At 71.4% G+C, this 17,345-nt stretch carries 16 protein-coding genes and 1 pseudogene; 11 read left to right on the forward strand and 6 right to left on the reverse strand.

Features of this window, described 5'->3' with window-relative positions:
• The first annotated feature begins 39 nt into the window (after window positions 1-39).
• The 4 genes from SSP08S_RS32015 to SSP08S_RS32030 are packed head-to-tail and all read left to right on the forward strand — an operon-like array spanning window position 40 to window position 3,622.
• Entirely contained in the window at window positions 40-861 is an 822-nt protein-coding gene (locus tag SSP08S_RS32015; RefSeq protein WP_019071748.1) for a TauD/TfdA dioxygenase family protein, read from the forward strand.
• Window positions 862-2,322, forward strand: coding sequence for an MFS transporter (locus tag SSP08S_RS32020; RefSeq protein ID WP_019071749.1), 1,461 nt, complete (start codon window positions 862-864; stop codon window positions 2,320-2,322).
• Window positions 2,323-2,355: 33 nt separating this feature from the next.
• Complete coding sequence (locus tag SSP08S_RS32025; RefSeq protein ID WP_019071750.1) at window positions 2,356-3,135, forward strand: SDR family NAD(P)-dependent oxidoreductase; 780 nt, start codon at window positions 2,356-2,358, stop codon at window positions 3,133-3,135.
• Between the two features lie 49 nt (window positions 3,136-3,184).
• The gene (locus SSP08S_RS32030) at window positions 3,185-3,622 is read left to right on the forward strand and encodes an ester cyclase (protein ID WP_019071751.1); all 438 of its coding nucleotides are present in this window, start codon (window positions 3,185-3,187) and stop codon (window positions 3,620-3,622) included.
• A gap of 11 nt (window positions 3,623-3,633) precedes the next feature.
• Here SSP08S_RS32030 and metX read toward each other — a convergent pair whose 3' ends face one another.
• Both metX and SSP08S_RS56280 read right to left on the reverse strand, forming a co-directional pair.
• Window positions 3,634-4,779, reverse strand: a complete 1,146-nt coding sequence (gene metX, locus SSP08S_RS32035; protein WP_078532566.1) for a homoserine O-acetyltransferase MetX — start codon at window positions 4,777-4,779, stop codon at window positions 3,634-3,636.
• On the reverse strand, window positions 4,776-6,137 hold the full coding sequence (locus SSP08S_RS56280) for a bifunctional o-acetylhomoserine/o-acetylserine sulfhydrylase (protein ID WP_019071753.1): 1,362 nt from the start codon (window positions 6,135-6,137) through the stop codon (window positions 4,776-4,778). The genes metX and SSP08S_RS56280 overlap by 4 nt, the downstream gene beginning before the upstream one ends.
• 301 nt (window positions 6,138-6,438) lie before the next feature.
• On the opposite strand from SSP08S_RS56280, the pseudogene SSP08S_RS59665 reads away from it, so the two are divergent.
• A pseudogene (locus tag SSP08S_RS59665) lies at window positions 6,439-6,534 on the forward strand (cupin domain-containing protein); the annotation flags it as partial.
• A 3-nt stretch (window positions 6,535-6,537) separates the two neighbouring features.
• Here the strand turns inward: SSP08S_RS59665 and SSP08S_RS32050 are convergent.
• Complete coding sequence (locus SSP08S_RS32050; protein WP_019071755.1) at window positions 6,538-7,110, reverse strand: YdcF family protein; 573 nt, start codon at window positions 7,108-7,110, stop codon at window positions 6,538-6,540.
• Between the two features lie 88 nt (window positions 7,111-7,198).
• On the opposite strand from SSP08S_RS32050, the gene SSP08S_RS32055 reads away from it, so the two are divergent.
• From SSP08S_RS32055 to SSP08S_RS32075, 5 genes are all read left to right on the forward strand, one after another.
• The gene (locus SSP08S_RS32055; RefSeq protein ID WP_026179004.1) at window positions 7,199-7,870 is read left to right on the forward strand and encodes a class I SAM-dependent methyltransferase; all 672 of its coding nucleotides are present in this window, start codon (window positions 7,199-7,201) and stop codon (window positions 7,868-7,870) included.
• Window positions 7,871-8,021: 151 nt separating this feature from the next.
• Complete coding sequence (locus SSP08S_RS32060; RefSeq protein WP_019071757.1) at window positions 8,022-8,453, forward strand: ankyrin repeat domain-containing protein; 432 nt, start codon at window positions 8,022-8,024, stop codon at window positions 8,451-8,453.
• Between the two features lie 111 nt (window positions 8,454-8,564).
• Window positions 8,565-10,859: an FUSC family protein gene (locus tag SSP08S_RS32065; RefSeq protein WP_019071758.1), complete on the forward strand. Its 2,295-nt coding sequence runs from the start codon at window positions 8,565-8,567 to the stop codon at window positions 10,857-10,859.
• 77 nt (window positions 10,860-10,936) lie between these two features.
• Window positions 10,937-12,361 carry an MFS transporter gene (locus tag SSP08S_RS32070; RefSeq protein ID WP_019071759.1) on the forward strand — a complete coding sequence of 475 codons (1,425 nt, stop codon included), beginning with the start codon at window positions 10,937-10,939 and terminating at the stop codon, window positions 12,359-12,361.
• A gap of 52 nt (window positions 12,362-12,413) precedes the next feature.
• Window positions 12,414-13,427 carry an NAD(P)-dependent alcohol dehydrogenase gene (locus tag SSP08S_RS32075; RefSeq protein WP_019071760.1) on the forward strand — a complete coding sequence of 338 codons (1,014 nt, stop codon included), beginning with the start codon at window positions 12,414-12,416 and terminating at the stop codon, window positions 13,425-13,427.
• Here the strand turns inward: SSP08S_RS32075 and SSP08S_RS32080 are convergent.
• A complete protein-coding gene (locus SSP08S_RS32080; protein ID WP_043259839.1) occupies window positions 13,402-14,211 on the reverse strand; it encodes an inositol monophosphatase family protein in 810 nt (269 codons plus the stop codon). The genes SSP08S_RS32075 and SSP08S_RS32080 overlap by 26 nt on opposite strands.
• A 245-nt stretch (window positions 14,212-14,456) precedes the next feature.
• Between SSP08S_RS32080 and SSP08S_RS32085 the strand changes: the two genes are divergently transcribed.
• Window positions 14,457-15,245 carry a lysozyme gene (locus tag SSP08S_RS32085; RefSeq protein ID WP_245607998.1) on the forward strand — a complete coding sequence of 263 codons (789 nt, stop codon included), beginning with the start codon at window positions 14,457-14,459 and terminating at the stop codon, window positions 15,243-15,245.
• A 52-nt stretch (window positions 15,246-15,297) separates the two neighbouring features.
• Here the strand turns inward: SSP08S_RS32085 and SSP08S_RS32090 are convergent, their stop codons facing one another.
• Entirely contained in the window at window positions 15,298-16,905 is a 1,608-nt protein-coding gene (locus tag SSP08S_RS32090; RefSeq protein WP_019071763.1) for a sodium/solute symporter, read from the reverse strand.
• Window positions 16,902-17,345, reverse strand: a complete 444-nt coding sequence (locus tag SSP08S_RS32095; protein ID WP_019071764.1) for a DUF485 domain-containing protein — start codon at window positions 17,343-17,345, stop codon at window positions 16,902-16,904. Before SSP08S_RS32095 ends, SSP08S_RS32090 begins: the two co-directional genes overlap by 4 nt.

Raw genomic sequence — 17,345 nt, forward strand, 5'->3', positions numbered from 1 at the left:
CCCACACCCCCGCACCCGCCGTAGCAGAAGGAGAACGTCATGACCACCGTCGCACGTCTCGACATCCTCAGGGCAGGGCCCCGCTTCGGCGCCGAAGTCGCCGGAGTCGACCTGACCGCGCCCGTCGACGAGAGCACCGCCGACGAACTACGCCGGGCCTTCCGGGAGCACAAGGTCCTCGTGTTCCGCGGTCAGCATCTGACGCCCGATCAGCAGGTCGCCGCCGTCAGCCTGTTCGCGCGGCCCTTCGGCCATCCGACCGCCGTGAAGCACCCGGCCAACCCGCTGGTCTACCCGTACAACGTCAAGCAGACCGGGAAAGCCAGCACTTGGCACATCGGTGGGCTGTGGCGCGAGCCCGTGTTCGCGATCGAGTCCCTGACCTACGAGGTGGTGCCGGAGCTGGGCGGCCACACGCTGTGGGCGGACCTCCAGGCCGCGTACGACGATCTGTCGGAGCCGTTCAAGGTGCTGCTGGAGTCGGTCGGAGCCCTCTACAACGGCAACGCCGAGAACTACGCGCAGGGCAGCAGGAAGGACGCTCCCGGCGAACCCGTCGAGCATCCGGTCGTCCTCACCCACCCCACCACCGGCCGCAAGGGCCTCTTCATCAGCAGCTCGGCGAAGCAGCTCACCGGCGTCACCCCGGCGGAGGGCAAGGTGCTCCTCGACCATCTGCTGCGGCACGCCTCCTCGCCGGACTACACCATCCGCTTCGGCTGGCAGCCCGGCGACTTCGTCCTCTGGGACAACCGGGCGACCTGGCACTACGCCGTCGACGACTACGGCGACGGCGAGCGCGTCTACCGCAAGGTCCTCGGTGTGGAGCCGGACGCGGGCGTCACGGAGCGGCACGCCTGAATGCTCCCGGGAGAAGACCGCGCCGCCCGCCGCGTACTGCTGGTGTGTCTGGCCGCAGGGGCAACCACCTTGCTGGACCAGGCAGTTCTGAACATCGCGGTCCCGAGCATGCGGCACTCGCTCGGGGCCGGCGCGGCGGACGTCCAGTGGATCGTGGCCGGCTACTCGCTGGCCTTCGGACTGGCCCTCGTACCCGGGGGCAGCCTCGGCGATCTGCACGGACGCAAACGGCTCTTCCTCGCCGGCATGGCCGTCTTCCTCCTGGCCGGGGTGGCGGCCGCGACCGGCGGCGGACCGGGGACCGTGATCGGCGCCCGGCTGGTGCAGGGCGCCGCGGCGGGGTTGGTCAACTCCCAGGTGATCGGCACCATTCAGGACGTGTTCCACGGGGTCGACCGGGGCCGGGCGCTCGGGCTGTACGCGGTGACGGCAGGCGTGGCCGCCGCACTCGGCCCGCCGCTCGGCGGCGCCCTCGTCGCCGGACTCGGGCCCGGGACCGGCTGGCGCTACTGCCTCCTGCTGAGCACGCCGTGCGCGGTGGTCACCCTGACCATCGCGGCCCGCTGGCTGCCGCCGCCCCGGCGCACCGCCCACGACTCCCGGCTGGACATCCTCGGCCTCGGCCTGGCCTGCGCCTGCACGCTGACGCTGATGGTGCCGTTCATCCGCACCCCGGACAGCGGGGGAGCGGCACTTCTGTGGGCGGCCGGGGTATGCGCTCTGGCCTGTGCGTTCGTCGCGCATCAGCGGGTACGGGTACGCCGGGGACGGGTGCCGTTGGTTCATCCGGCGCTCGCGTCGTCCAGGCCGTACATGCTGGGCACGGCCGTCGCCATGGCTCAGTTCGGCTCCTCGATCGCCGCGTCCCTTGTGCTCACCGTCTTCCTCCAGGACGGGCTCGGGCTCTCCGCCCTCCTCACGGCGGCGATCTCTCTCCCCTCGGCGATCGCGATGGGCGTCTCCTCGGCGCTCGCCTGGCGGCTGGTGCGACGGATCGGGCTGCGCACGGTGAGCGTCGGGCTGATGCTGGGGGTCTGCGCCGTCCTCGCCGGGGCGGTGGCCGCGCTCTTCGTACCGTCCGCCGCACTGCCGGTCGTCCTCGCCGCGACCCAGCTGCTGTCCGGCGCGGCAGGCGGCCTGGCCGTCTCGCCCAACCAGACCCAGGTCCTGCAACACGCCCCGGCCGAGGCCGCCGGAGTGGGCGGCGGCATTCTCCAGATGGCCCAGCGCATCGCGGCGGCCGTCTGTCTCAGCGCCGTGTCGGCGGTCTATCTGCACTCGGCGTCCGGCAGCGGCCCGCGCACCGCGTACGCGCTGGCCTCCTGCGTCTGCGCCGGACTCCTCGCCGCCGCGCTGGTGCTTGCGCGGCTGCGCCGGGTGGCCGTCTCACCCCGTTCGCCGCGCCCCGAGTTCCCGACCGTGCGGAGTCCCCGGGACGACCGTAGCCCGCAGGAGCGATAGCTCCAACTCACCTGCACCACAAAGGAGTTGCTGATGACGTCAGGTGCCGCGCCCGTCACGTTGGTGACCGGCGCCGCGTCCGGAATCGGGGAGGCCACTGTGCGTCTCTTCGCCGAACGCGGTCACCGGGTGGTCGCCGTGGACGTACAGGAGGAGGGGCTGGCCAAACTCGGCACCCTGGACGGCGTGGCCACCCTCGTCGGTGACGTCTCCGAGGAGTCCACCAACACCGCAGCCGTGGAGCTGGCGTTGGAGCGTTTCGGGCGTCTCGACGCGGCCGTGCTGAACGCGGGTATCGGTGGGGCCGGTCCGCTGGAGGCGTCCGGTGCGATCGAGCGGTTCGACCGGCTGTTCGCCGTCAACGTGCGCTCCGTCGCCCTCGGGATCCGGGCCGTCGCGCCCGCGTTGCGCGCCTCGGGCGGCGGCTCGATCGTGGCGACCTCGTCCGTCTCCGGGCTGCGTGGCGACCCCGGTACCTGGGGCTACAACGCCACCAAGGCCGCTGTCATCAACCTGGTGCGGGCCACCGCCATTGACTACGCGGCCCAGAACATCCGGGTCAACGCCATCGCCCCCGGCGGCACGGCCACCGCGCTGACCGCTGGCCAGATCGCCGACCCGGACTTCTCCGCGGCCATCACCGGCCGTATCCCGGCGCACCGCTGGTCCGAGCCCCGGGAGCAGGCCGAGGTCATCTGGTTCCTGACCTCACCGGCCGCCTCGTACGTCACCGGGGTGACCGTGCCGGTCGACGGCGGACTCAGCGCCAACGGAGGCATCCTGCCCCCGCCGCCCGGCCCCGCGGCCCACTGATCCAGCAATTCACCGATCCACCGATCCGCCGAGAGAAAGCAGGCGTCAAGTGACCGGCACCCACAACAATCACGCCTTCGAGAACGAGACCGAACGCAACAAGTCGGTCGCCCGGCGCTACTTCGAGGAGTTCGTCGACGGACGCAGGCTGGATGTCCTGGACGAGATCGTCGCCGCGGACGCCGCCGACGAGACACGGGTCGGCGCAGGCGGCACCGGCACCCGCGAGCACGCCGAGTGGCTGTGGGAGAACGTCGAGGACGTCCACGTCTCCGACCTGCTCGCCGAGGGCGACCGAGTGATCGTGTTCTGGACGATCGAGGGGCTGCACACCGGCAACATCTTCGGCGTGCCGGCCACCGGCAAGCCCTTCACCGGACAGAGCATCAGCTGGCTGACCGTCCGCGAGGGCCGGATCGTCCGCTACAACGTGCTACCGGACCGCCTCGGCATTATCCAGCAACTCGCGAACACACACTCCCCGTAGAGTCCGGGTCGCTAGCCCACGAGTTCGCGGACCAGCGCCGCGACCTGCTCCGTCTCGATCAGGAATCCGTCGTGGCCGTAGGGCGAATCGATCACGCGCAGACGGTCCGCGCCGGGGATCCCGGCCGCCAACTCCGCCTGCTGGGACGGTGGATAGAGCCGGTCGGAGTCGACTCCGGCGACAAGTGTCCGCGCGGTCACCCGGCGCAGAGCCGCTCGCGTGTCACCCCGGTCGCGGCCGATGTCGTGACTGTTCATCGCCTCCGCCAGCGTGACGTAACTGCCCGCGTCGAACCGGCGCACCAACTTGGCCGCGTGATGGTCGAGATACGACTCGACCTGATACCGGCCGCCGTTCCACGGATCCTCCGCGCCCTGCGCCGTACGGCCGAAGCGGACCGCCAACTCCGGCTCGCTGCGGTAGGTGACATGGGCCAGGCGACGCGCGAGGCCGAGTCCGGCATGGGGACCCCGGCCGGTGCCGTGGTAGTCGCCGCCCTGCCAGTGCAGGTCCGAACGGATGGCGTGCAGCTGGATGTTGGTCCACGCGATCTGCTCGGCGCTCGCCGAGGCGGTGGTGGCGAGAAGCAGGAGCGCGTCCGTACGCTCCGGATACGTCACGGCCCACTCCAGCGCCCGCATCCCGCCCATGGACCCGCCGACCACCAACGCCCAACGTGCGATGCCCAGTTCATCCGCCAGGTCCGCCTCAACGGCCACCTGGTCGCGCTGCGTCAGAAACGGGAAGTCCCCGCCCCAGTGCCGTCCGTCCGGGCGGAGCGACGACGGGCCGGTACTGCCCTGGCAGCCCCCGAGCACATTCGGCGCGACGACGAACCAGCGGTCCGTGTCCAGAGCCCGTCCCGGTCCGATCAGCGCGTCCCACCAGCCGGACGTGGGGTGACCGGGCCCGGCCGGGCCGGCGGCATGGCTGTCGCCGGTGAGCGCGTGCAGGACGAGTACGGCGTTCGAGCGGTCCGGTGCGAGTCGCCCCCAGGTCTCGAACGCCAGCCGCACACCCGGCAGTTCACCACCAGCCTCCAGCGCGAGGGGCTTCTCCCGAGCATGCCACTGACGGCGCCCGGGCGGGTCCCCCTCCCGCCAGGCCCCGGAGGCCGGCGGAAGGGGGACCGCGGACGGAGTCGGTACGGTGTTCAGGACGCGCCCTTGGCCGCTCGGAACCCGGCCTCCAAGTCGGCCTTCAGATCGGCGAGGTTCTCGATGCCGACGGACAGCCGCACCAGACCCGGCGAAGTGCCCGTCGCTGCCAACTGCGCCTCATCCAACTGACTGTGGGTCGTCGACGCGGGGTGGATGATGAGGCTGCGTACGTCCCCGATGTTGGCGAGATGACTGAAGAGTTCCACGGCGTCCACGAAACGCTTCCCGGCCTCGACCCCGTCACGGAGTTCGAAGGCGAGCACCGCCCCGGCACCGCGCGGGAGGTAGCGCTGTCCCACTTCGTACCACCTGTTGGACTCGAGTCCCGGGTAGTGGACGGCGGCCACCTCATCGCGCTGCTCAAGCCACTCGGCCAGAGCCTGGGCGTTGGACGAGTGGCGCTCGATGCGCAGGCTCAGCGTCTCCACGCCCTGGAGGAGCAGGAACGCGGAGTGCGGTGAGATCGCCGGGCCGAGGTCACGCAGCAGCTGCACGCGCAGCTTGATGGCGAAGGCGCCCGGACCGAGCGCCGGCCAGTACCGCAGGCCGTGGTAGCTCGGGTCCGGCTCGCTGAAGTCGGGGAAGCGCTCGGCGTGCGCGCCGAAGTCGAAGGTGCCGCCGTCGACCACGACACCGCCGATGGTGGTGCCGTGCCCGCCGAGGAACTTCGTAGCCGAGTGGACGACGATGTCGGCGCCGTGCTCGATGGGCCGCAACAGGTACGGGGTCGGCACGGTGTTGTCGACGATCAGCGGGACGCCGGCCTCGTGCGCGACGTCGGCCACGCCCCGTACGTCGAGGACGTTGCCGCGCGGGTTGCCGAGGGTCTCGGCGAACAGGGCCTTCGTGTTCGGGCGGATCGCCGCCCGCCAGGCGTCCAGGTCGTCCGGGTCGTCGACGAAGGACACCTCGATGCCGAACTTCGGCAGCGTGTGGCGGAAGAGGTTGTACGTGCCGCCGTACAGCGATGTGCTGGAGACCAGGTGGTCGCCCGCGGACGCCAGTGTCAGGATCGCGAGGGTCTCCGCGGCCTGCCCGGAGGCCAGGGCCACCGCGGCGACACCGCCCTCCAGGGCGGCGACGCGCTGCTCGAAGACGTCCTGGGTGGGGTTGTGGATGCGGGTGTAGATGTTGCCGGGCTCGGCCAGTGCGAAGAGGTCGGCCGCGTGCTGGGTGTCCCGGAACACGAACGAGGTGGTCTGGTAGATCGGCGTCGCCCGCGCCCCGGTCGTAGGGTCCGGCACGGCGCCGGCGTGGATCTGCTTGGTCTCGAACGACCATGCAGAGGTGTCCGGACCTGCGGACTCGTCCTCGGGTGTGTGACCCCCGGTGACGGAGTCGATGGGCTGGCTCATGGTTCTCCCTTGTGCGGGCGTGCGGGTGCGTGGGGCGAGCCGACCGCGGGGCCGCTGTCCTGAAAGAAGGCACGACTAATACCGGCGCGGCGCGCTCGTGAAGAGGGGAATCGGATGCCGGAGCGGAGCGTCAGCTCAGGGCGGGACACCCCGTGCTGGTGACACGCACGTAGTCGACGTGGCGGCGGGTCACGAGCACGGTCATGCAGTGAGAGAACCACAGCCGGTGCCGGAGAACCAGCGTGACGTGGGCAGTTGAAACACGACTGCCACAACCACGCCGACCCCCGGTCCCGTTCACCCTGTGGAGGAGGCCGCGGTCGTGATCGCCCGCAGCACCCAGGAGGCGATCGTGGTCAATCTTCCGGGGCTGTATGTGCTGGGCGCCGGGAGTTGAGGGTCAGCCAGGTGTGGTTCTGCGCTCCTCGGCCCTCAGGCGACGGAGCCTCCAGAGCCCGTACAGCGCCAGCAGCGGTTTGACGATCAGCCACTCGCCGGGGCGGTAGTCGTCCGCGCGCACGAGCCTCTTCGCGAGATCGGGGCGCTGCCGCCGCAGGTACTCGCGGGCCTTGAGGGCGTGAGCCGGCTGGGAGACGATCTTGATGCGGTCGGCGTCCTCGAGCAGCGGGATCACGTTGGTGACGTTCTCCCATGTCGTTGTGCTTTCCTCTTCGAGGACTACTGTGCCGGTGAATTCGAGCACCGACCGCGCGTAGTCGGCCATCAGTCGGGCCTCGGACGCACCGCCGATGGTCGTCGTACCGCCGCTGAAGATCAAGCGAGTGTCGTGCCTGCCGTCATCGGTGAGGGAGCGAATGCCGGCGCGGACTCGCCAACGGTTGATGAGGTTCGCCGTCGCTCGAGGGTTCCGGTATCCCAGCACGACCACGGCCTCGGTAGCACCCTCGTTGTCTCCCACGAGAGTTCGGGACCAGCGCCGGTTCAGCCACTCGCTCCAGGCCAGGATCACCATTCCAGCCGCCGCCACGCCTGTCCTTTGTCGCATTCGGCGACTCTAGGTCACCCTGGTGTCCCTGCCGTTCCGCAGAGAGGCATCCACCGTGTCCGACCGTCTCGACACCCAGATCTCCTACTGGGACGCCGCCGCGGCCACGAAGACCTTCACCCACCCCCTCCATCTGCCCTGGCTGGCGGGGATCGGCAAGCAGGCGGCGATTCTCGACTACGGATGCGGCTACGGCCGCACGCTCGACGAACTCGAACGGCACGGTTTTGGCAATCTGACGGGCGCGGACATCTCACCGGCGATGATCGAGCGGGCCCAACTCCTGCACCCCGCCATGCACTTCACGACCCTGGACACACCCCCGTCCATGCCCTCCCCGGACGCCGACTTCGACGTGGTGCTGCTCTTCGCCGTGCTGACCTGCGTCCCCGGCGACGACGCCCAACGCCGACTGATCGCCGAGCTGCACCGCGTCCTCAGGCCCGGCGGAATCCTCTACGCCAGCGACCTCCTGCTGCAGGACGACGAGCGCAACCGAAGCCGCTACGACGACTACGCCACCCTCAACGGCGGCCACGGCGACGCCAGTTACGGCGTGTTCCGGACCGGCGACGGCGCCGTGTGCCGCCATCACTCCCGTGAATGGCTCACCGCGCTCCTCGCCGACTTCGAAGGCATCGACAGCCGGACCGTGACGGTGTCCACGATGAACGGCCATGAGTCGACGGGGATCCAGATCCTCGCCCGCAAGGCCGCCCTGACGTGACGTCAGGTCGTGTCCCGCGCCTGCCGGGCTCGGTCACCTGAATGACAAGTGGCGGACCAGTGCGCCGAGTGTCGCACTCCGAAGAGCTTCGTGAACGCGGTCGTCAAAGCCACGATCCCGTCATCAACCAGCAGCCCTCTAATCTCGGCCCATGAAGCAGCGGCAGCAGAAGAAACTCTCCCGGCGGCTCTTCGGGGCGATAGCGGTGGGTGACGCCGGTGCAGTGAAGGCAGTGCTGCGCGCCGGCGCCGCCCCGGGACGAGCCGACGACGAGGGCACCACGCCGCTCTACGCCGCCTCCGTGAACGGGCAAGCCGCGATCGTCCGGCTGCTCCTGTCGGCCGGCGCCGTCCTCGACACCGAGAGCAGCGGCATCGGCGCGGAGGGCCTGCCCTTGTGCGCCGCAGCGTGCTGGGGGCACACCGACACCGTCCGCGCACTGCTCGCTCACGGCGCCGATCCGAACGTACGGGAAGACCACGGCACGGGACGGACCCCGCTGGAGTGGGCGAACAACGGTCCTCATCCCGCGACGGCCGCCCTGCTCACCGAGGCGGGCGCGACGGCAGTCACGGCCGGGTGAGGGGGCCCACCGCGCCTTGGTCCGGCCCGGCAGGGGCGATCGGCGGGCATGGCGGATACTCGGGTATGGCGGGGCACATGGGTGCTGCGCGGGCTGGAGGTGCGCCGGCGTATGGAGAGAACTTGGCGCGGCCTGCCCGGGCGGATTCCGGCGTGGTTGCGGGACCATGATCCGGGGCTCGCGGCGACGCACAGGGCCGCCCGCACCGCACTGGTGATGCCCGCGTTGTTCGCCCTGTGCGGCCAACTGCTGAAATCCTCGACGATGGCGACCTATGCGGCGTTCGGGTCGTTCTCGATGCTCCTGCTGGTGGAGTTCACCGGCCCGATGGTGCAGCGCCTGCGGGCGCACGTGGGGCTCGCGCTGGGGTGGGCGACGCTCATCTGTCTCGGCACGCTGGTGGCGCGTACGAACTGGCTGGCGGTGGCCACCATGGTCGTAGTGGGCTTCCTGGTCCTGTTCTCGGGTGTCGTCAGCTCCGTCCTCGCGGGCGCCACGACCGCGCTGCTGCTGGCCTTCATCCTTCCCGTGACCTCACCGGCCCCGCTGTCGCAGCTGCCCGACCGGCTCGCGGGAGCGGGCCTCGCCGCGGTCGCCGCCATGTTCGCGATCTCCCTGTTGTGGCCCCGGCCGACCGCGGACCCGCTGAGCGCGCCCGCCGCCCGGGTCTGCCGCGCGGCGGCGGCCCAGCTGCGCACCGACGCCTCCTGGCTGGACGGCGGGCCGCAGGCGCCGACCGCCCGGCAGTGCGAGGCCGCCGCCGACCGGGCCACCGCCGCCGCGGCGGACCTGCGCAGCGCCTTCGACGCCACTCCCTACCGGCCCACCGGTCTGTCCGTCGGCTCCCGCGCACTGGTCCGCCTGGTCGACGAACTCACCTGGCTCAGCGCCATCGTGGAGGACAGCGGTCCCGCATCGGACGAACGCCGGGTCTGTGACGCCGACGCACGCACCGTACGGCGGGCGGCGGCCACAGCCCTGGACGAGGCGGCCGTACTCCTCGACACCCCGCGCGCGGCACCCGAGGCCCTGCGCGCCGCCCTGGTGAACCTGCGTGCGGCGATGGACGGCATGGAGGACGGCGCCACCCACCGGCTGCCCGTGGAACAGCCGAAGCCGCGCACGGAGTCGGAGGTCCGTGCCTTCATCGAGACCCTCGATCTGTCGTTCCGCGCCCAGGAGTTGGGCTTCGCCACGCTGCAGATCGCCGGCAACGTGGATCTCGCCGCGGCCGCCGAGCGGCGCAGCTGGCCGGAGCGGCTGCTCGGCGGAGAACCCGGCGCACTGGCCCAGCCGCTCGGCTCGGCCGTCGAACGCGCCGCCGCCCATCTGGAGCCGCGCTCGGTCTGGCTGCACAACAGCCTCCGGGGCGCGCTCGGTCTCGGAATCGCCGTGGCGCTGGCGAACGCGACAGGGGTCCAGCACTCCTTCTGGGTCCTGCTCGGAACCCTGTCGGTGCTGCGCTCCAACGCGCTCAACACCGGGCAGAACGCGCTGCGCGCCCTCGGCGGCACCCTGGTCGGCTCGCTCGTGGGCGTCGGGCTGCTCCAGCTCATCGGCCACCACGGCACCCTGCTCTGGTTCCTGCTCCCCGTCGCCGTGCTCTTCGCCGGTATCGCCCCCGCCGCCATCTCCTTCGCGGCCGGACAGGCGGCCTTCACCGTCGCCCTGGTCATCCTGTTCAACATCGGCCAGGACCCCGACTGGCACATCGTGCTGCTGCGGATCCAGGACATCGCCCTGGGCTGCGCGGTCAGTGTGCTGGTGGGACTGTTCTTCTGGCCGCGAGGCGCCGGGGCCGCCGTGGACCGGGCGCTGTCCGCGGCGTACGACGCCAGCGCCCGCTATCTCGCGGACGCGGTGGAGTACGCGGCCAGCCGTTGCAGCATCGGCTGTCTGCCGACCGACGCACCGCTCGAGGCGAGCCGGCAGGCGGCCGCCGCGGCCCGCCGGCTCGACGACGCCTTCCGCAGCTACCTCGCCGAACGGGGCGCCAAGCCGGTACGGCTCTCCGACATGACCACCCTGGTCACCGGGATCGTAGGACTGCGCCTCGCCGCCGACGCCGTGCTGGAACTGTGGCAGCGCAACGGCGGCGACGAACAGATCCAGCCCGACCGCTCCGAGGCCCGGCTGATCCTCCTCGACACCGTCGTCCGGCTCTCCGACTGGTACCGCGACCTGGCCGCCGGACTCGGCCAACACACCGCCGTACCGGACCCGTTGGCGCGCAACACCGAAGAAGAGGCGCGCCTCGTCGACTCCCTGCGGCGTGACCTGCGGGACGACGACGGACGCGCCACGGCCACCGCCGTCCGCATCATCTGGACGGCGGACCACCTCAACGCGGCCCGCCGCCTCCAGCACGTCCTGACGGCGGCGGCGAAGCCGAGCGTCTCGGTCTGACGCCTGACACCTGACACCGGGAGTGCCGGGATCAAATACGTTGGCCATGCCCGGAGTTGGTGCATACCTTTCTGTCCGTGACCGGACTGCTCTCCCGTACCCATCTGGCCGCGACCGCCAGTTTCGCGGCGGTGATGTTCCTGAGCGGGTTCGCCGCGCTGGCGGTGATGCCGTTGCTGCCGGTGGCCGCCAGGGACCTCGACGGGGTGGTGCTGTATCCGCTGGTGGCGGGGGCGTTCGTCGCCGCGAGCCTGCTCGGCGGGGTGCTGGGCGGGACCTGGGCGGACCGGGCCGGGCCGCGTCGGCCGCTGATGGCCGGGGTGGCCCTGACCGTCGTCACACTGCTCGTCTCCGCGACGAGTACGACCATCTGGCAGCTGGCCCTGGGACGGTTCGCGGACGGCATCGCCGCCGGACTGGTGGCCGTGTCGATCAACGTGGCCATCGGCCAGGCCTACCCGGATCACCTGCGTGCCCGAGCCCTGGCCCTGATGAGCGCCTGCTGGATCGTGCCGTCCCTGGCCGGTCCGCCGCTCGCCGGGCTCGTGGCCGCGTGGTGGTCCTGGCGCGCGGTGTTCTTCGGCCTCGCGGTTCTCACCCTGATTCCGGCGGCGACAGCGGTGCTCCTGCTGCGCGGGCGGGGGAAGGAGAGCGGAGGAGAAGCCGCGCGGGCAGCGGGGCCGGTGCGACGGCCGGCCCTCTCCGCCGCGCTGGCGGTGAGCTTGGCGGCAGCGCTCACTCAGTACGGTGTCTCCGCCTGGGACGTACGGCACGGGGTGTGCACGGTCTCCGGACTGGCGCTGCTCGTGGTGTTCGCGCCGAGGCTGCTGCCGCCGCGTACCTGGCGGGCCGGGCGCGGGCTCCCCGCCACCGTGTTGCTGCGGGCGCTGACGTCCGGCGCGTACTTCACGCTGGAGGCGTTCGTACCACTGATGTTGAGTACGGCACGAAGGGTGCCGGGCGTGGTGACGGGGCTCGCCTTCACCGGGGCCGCGCTCGCCTGGGCCGGGGCGTCCTGGCTCCAGGGACGCCTGCAGGACCGGGTACCGAGGGACCGGCTCGTTGCCGTCGGGGCCGGGGTGATGGCGGCTGCGGTCCTGTCGGCCGTGATCTGCGTCCTGCCCGCCGTCCCCGCGGCCACGGCGGTGTCCTCGATGGTGCTGGCCGCAGTGGGCATGGGGCTCGCGACGCCTTCGCTGACGCTGCTGTCCCTCAATCACGCCCCGGCCGGCGGGCAGGGCTATGCGAGCAGCGCGATGCAGACCGCGCAGAACCTTGGGCAGACGCTCGTCCTGGCCCTGGCCTCTGCCCTGTTCAGCGCGGTGACGGCGGCTACGAACAGTCAACTCGCCCCATTCGTATGGGCGTTCGCGCTGCTGGTGTTGCCGGTCACCGCTACCGCCCGCCTGGCGGCCCGCACCCGGACGGCGGGCCCGGAGCGGCGACGCGAGTCCGAACCGGCCGTCACCGCCTGCCCCGTCGAAACCGTCGAAGAGAGCTAGATCCGGCGGCCGACTGCTGGGCGTGTGCGCCGGCTCGCGGGATGCTGGCTGGGTGCCCCGACCCGAACGGGAGGCGACCACCTTGAAAGCCATCGTGCAGGACGTCTACGGCCCGGCGGACGTACTGGAGTTGCGGGACATCGACCGACCGGTGCCCGGCCCCGACGAGGTACTGATCCGAGTGCGCGCCGCCGGTGCCGGGCCCGACGTATGGCATCTGATGACCGGCCTGCCCTATCCGGCGCGACTCGTCTTTGGTCTGCGGAGGCCGAAGAACCCCGTGCCCGGCTGGGACGGCGCGGGGGTGGTCGAGGCGGTCGGCCCCGGCGTGACCGACCTCGAACCCGGAGACGCCGTCCACGGCGAATGCCGGGGCTCCTTCGCCGAGTTCGCCCTCGCCAAGGCCGGCAGGATCGCGCGGAAACCCGACGGCCTCACCTTCGAACAGGCCGCCGCCGTCCCCTGCTCCGGTGTCACCGCCCTCCAGGCGCTGCACACCAGGGCCGGTCTGCGACCGGGCCAGCAGGTCCTGGTCATCGGAGCCTCGGGCGGAGTCGGCAGTTTCGCCGTCCAACTCGCCACCGCGCACGGCGCCGAGGCGACCGCGGTCTGCGGTCCGGACGCGGCGGACTTCGTCCGATCCCTGGGCGCCGTCGACGTCATCGACTACACCCGCGAGGAGATCACCGACCGCCCGCGCCGGTACGACGTCGTCCTGGACGCCGCGGGCAACCGCAGTGTCTCGCTCCTGCGCAGCGTGCTCACTCCGCACGGCACCCTCGTCCGTGTCGGCGGCGAAGGCGGGAGCCAGTGGTTCGCCGACGCGGGCATCCGACTGGAGATGGGGCTGCGCTCGCTGTTCGGGGGCCCGAAGCTCCGGGGCATGCTCGCGGTCGTACGCCGTGCGGACCTTCAGACTCTCGACGCCCTCATCGACAAGGGTGAACTCACTCCCGTGGTCGACCGCACCTTTCCACTGGCCGAAGCCGCCGACGCCGTCCGCCACTTGGAGAACGGCCACCCGCAGGGCAAGGTCGTCGTCACGGTCGCGGGACCGGGGGACTGACCGTCGACTGCCACAACTCCCGCGCTTCCGCCGCGACTCCGGGCGCGGCCAGCAGCAACGGCGTGTCGTAGGCCGGGAGTTGCGGCACTGCGACCGCCCCTGCCTCCGTCGCGATCAGCAGCGCCGGGAGACCGTCCACCGGGTGGAACTCGCCGATCGCGGCGGCGGCCGCCCGGCCCGCCGCGACCTGCACCAGGGACAGTGCCGTCGAGCCCATCACGCGAACCGTGCAGTGCCGGTCGGCCAGTCGGGCCATCAGCGCGTCCAGGCCGGGCCAGTGCGCGTGCGCCGCCCACTCCGTCATGAACACATGGCCGGTCAGTGTCGTGTGGTCCGCCGCGTGGATCGGGACGCCGTTCAGGTGCGCGCCCCTGCCCCGTACGGCCGTGAACACCTCGCCCCGCCACGGGTCCGCGACCAGGCCCAGCAGAGGGGAGCCGTCCGGTCGCGCGAGGCCCAGCGAGAAGGAGCACCAGCCCAGCCCGTGGGCGTGGTTGGTGGTTCCGTCCACGGGGTCGATCACCCAGTGCGGGGCGTCCGACGCGCCCTCCTCGACGCCGTACTCCTCGCCGTCGATCCCCCAGCCGGGGAACTCGCGCCGCAGCACCGACCGTACGTGCCGCTCCACCGCCTCGTCCGTGTCCGTGACGATGTCGGCCGGGCCCGCCTTCTGCCGGACCGGGCCCGAGGCCCCGCCGTTCCCGCCGCGGATCGTCTCCGATGCCCACGCGGCCAGTTCCACGGCCACCCGAAGCGCGGCGTCCAGGTCATGCTCGTTCGTCACTGCTCTTCCCCACTCCAGTCGTGTGCGGGCGAACCATCCCGGGTCGGCCTCGGTCCAGGAGATCACGTCGTCGTACGGCTTGGTCGGCGGTCTCACCCGTCGGGCTCACGGATGCCTCGCGGTACGGGGTGCGGGCGTGGTTGGCGGTACATGACGTGCGATGCGGCACGGTTGCGGTTCGTATAGGCGGTATGCGACGACGAATAACAACCCGGGACGGGCTTTCCCGTCTGTGCGTGGCCGTGATGGTGTCCGGCCTTCTCCTCACCGTGACCGGTATGGCCCCCGCGCCGACCACGGCCGAACCCGGACCCGCGCGGGGCAGCGCCTACATGGGCATCGGCGTCCTGGCCCACGACGGGACGAGCGGCAGGATCGGCGCGGTGTCCCCGGAGGAACGGGCCGGGCAGACCGAGGGCGTGGACGTCTCCAGCTATCAGCGCGATGTGGCGTGGCCGAGTCTGTGGAGCGCCGGAACCAGATGGGCCTACACGAAGGCCACGGAAGGCACCTCCTACCGGAACCCGTACTTCGAGGACCAGTACGAGGGCGCGTACGACGTCGGCATGGTCCGCGGGGCCTACCACTTCGCCACACCGGACGGGGGCAGCGGAGCAGCGCAGGCCGACTACTTCGTGGACCACGGCGGAGGCTGGTCGGGCGACGGCCGGACGCTCCCGGGGGCACTCGACATCGAGTGGAACCCCTACGGGGACTCCTGCTACGGCAAGTCCACGAGCAGCATGGTCACCTGGATCGGTGACTTCCTGAACCGCTACAAGGCCCGTACCGGCCGTGACGCCGTGATCTACACGTCCACCAGTTGGTGGAGCAGCTGCACCGGCGGCTACCGCGGATTCGGCGCCACGAACCCCCTGTGGGTGGCCCGGTACGCCTCGTCGGTGGGGGCCCTTCCGGCGGGCTGGTCGGCGTACACGATGTGGCAGTACACGTCGTCCGGGCAGACGGTCGGTGACCACGACCGGTTCAACGGTGCCCAGGACGCGCTGCGCCAGTTCGCTGTCGCCGGCTGAGGGGCGGGTGCCGGGGGCTGCGGCCCCCGGTCCCGATCACGGCGGCGGGTCGTCATCCGTTCTTGGGGTACGCCGGTCCGGCCAGCAGGACGGGCTCGATGGATTCGTAGCGGTTGCGTGCGCGGGCGCCGGACCTTCTGCGGGACAGGACGGTGGCGACGAAGCCGCAGAGGAACCCGGCCGGGACGGAGACCAGCGCGGTCGTGGTGAACGGGAACCAGTTGAAGTCGGCGTCGGGGAAGGCCGATTGGGGGGTGCCGGACACGAGGCTGGTGCCGGGCAGGAGGACCAGGACGCTGACGGTGCCGCCGATGAGTGTGGCCAGCAGACCGGCGCGGGTGTAGCGGCGCCAGAAGAGGCTGTAGAGGAGCGCCGGGGCGATCGCCGAGGCGCCCAGGCAGAAGGAGAGGATGGCGAGGGGCTGGAGGCTGCGGTGCTGGGAGAGTACGGCCAGGCCGATCACGGGGATGCCCACGGCCAGGGCGGACAGGCGGGCCAGCGCCATTTCGCGCAGCGGTGGTGTGTCGGGGCGGGCGGCGATGTCGTGGGCGAGGGAGTTGGCGCAGGCCAGGGTCATGCTGGCCACGGAGGCCAGCAGGGTCAGGAAGATGGCTGTGGTGACGGTGGTGAACAGCAGGCTCTCCGGACGGGAGAGGTCGGTGCCGAACGCGGCGCGCGCCCCGAGGAGATAGGCGGTTGAGCCGCGTGGGTCCGCGGCCGTGATGGTCTTCGCGCCGATGAGGGCGGTGGCGCCGACCGTGACGACGGTCATGACGGCGATGAACAGCGCGACCGCCGACACGGCCCACGACATCGCACGGCGCACCTGACGGGTGCTGCCGGCGGTGTACATGCGCATGGTGACGTGGGGGAGGGACGCACCGCCGAGCACAATCGCGCACTGCGTGCTGACCATGTCGAGGGCGGGGTGCTTTCCGCCGGCGAACTGGAGCCCGTAGCGCAGGTAGTTGTGGCCGGCCCCGCTGTTCCGCGCGGCGGTCCGGAACAGGGTCGGGGGGCTCCAGCCGAAGGTGTGCAGGATGAGCGCGGCGACGACCAGGCCCGAGCCGAGGAGGATCACGGTCTTCAGGATCTGGATCAGGGCGGTGCCGCGCATGCCTCCGAGCGCCGCGTAGGTGATCATCAGCGCTCCGGCCCCGACGACGCAGCCGGTGCGCATGGTGCTGTCGGAGAAGCCGAGGACGTACGCCAACAGCTGCCCCACGCCCGCGAGTTGGACGACCATCATGGGCACGAGCGCGGCAAGGGTGACGGCACAGGCGGTGATACGTACCGCGCGGCCGGGCATCCGGCGGGCGAGTACGTCGCCCATGGTGAACCTGCCGGTGTGGTGCAGCGGTTCGGCCAGCAGGAACATCAGGAGCAGCAGGGAGAGCAGGGTGCTCAGGGCCAGCACGACACCGTCGTAGCCGCAGAGCGCGATGATGCCGCCGACGGTCAGGACGGTGGCCGCGGAGATGTAGTCGCCGGCGATGGCCAGGCCGTTGCGGAGCGGGGAGAGGAACCGGTAGCCGGTGTAGAACTCGTCGAGGTCGTCGCGGTCGGGGCCGGTGACCACGCACAGCAGCAGGGTGAGAGTGACGACGCTGAAGAACGCCACGAGTGACCAGGACTGTGCGGCGCCCTTGAAGTCGGTCACGGCCCGACCTGCTCGTCGCGGGGGTGCGGCGTCTGGTGGCGCACCCGGCGGGCGAGGGGGTCGACGTGGCGTCGCGCGGTGTACTCGTAGAAGAGCACGGCCAGCCAGGTGACGGGGAGTTGGACCAGCGCCAGGCAGAGGCCGGCGGGCAGTCCGCCGAGGGCGGGAGCGGTCATCACCGAGGGGAGTGCGACGGTGAGGGTGAGGAAGACGGCAAAGTAGCCGAGCGCGGCGAATGCGGCGACGCGTCGCTGCCGGCGGCAGGCCCGGCGGAGAAGCCGTAGATCGCGGTGGGGTCCGGTCCATGAACGGGCCCGTACGGACCGCCAGTTGCTGTTGCCGTTGCTCTGCCGGGTGGGTGGCGGCGAGGGCGGGACAGGGGATGCGTGTCGTGCGGGCCGGTGTCGCAGCGGGTGTAACTCGGAGCTGTCGGCGGACAT

The organism is Streptomyces hokutonensis (assembly GCF_000376565.1).
GTDB lineage: Bacteria > Actinomycetota > Actinomycetes > Streptomycetales > Streptomycetaceae > Streptomyces > Streptomyces hokutonensis.